The sequence below is a fragment of the Pseudoalteromonas sp. SG43-6 genome, assembly GCF_014164365.1.
Taxonomy (GTDB): domain Bacteria; phylum Pseudomonadota; class Gammaproteobacteria; order Enterobacterales; family Alteromonadaceae; genus Pseudoalteromonas; species Pseudoalteromonas rhizosphaerae.
The window spans coordinates 1-248 of record NZ_JACJEZ010000228.1; the positions used below are offsets into that span (position 1 = coordinate 1).

Below are 248 nucleotides of genomic sequence, written 5' to 3' on the forward strand. Positions count from 1 at the left end.
CATTCTATTGCACCGGAAGGAATACCCCACTCATCATCAAATACCACAGAGCGCCCCCAAATTGCATTGCCATTTTCGGTGCCGACACCTGCGACCATGTAATCAATTTTACCTGTTGACGAGCATCCTACAGCGAATAATATTAAAGCGAGTGTGATAAGTAATTTTATGAGCTTGTCCATAATCTATATCCATTTATTAGTTGTGATTGCCATTGCTCACTCTTTTCATCTTGTTCTGGCTGATTG

At 41.1% G+C, this 248-nt stretch carries 1 pseudogene; it reads right to left on the reverse strand.

Annotation, left to right across the window (positions count from 1 at the left end):
• Positions 1–182 (reverse strand): annotated as a pseudogene (locus tag H5201_RS22885) (DUF2931 domain-containing protein); the annotation flags it as partial.
• Positions 183–248: the final 66 nt, after the last annotated feature.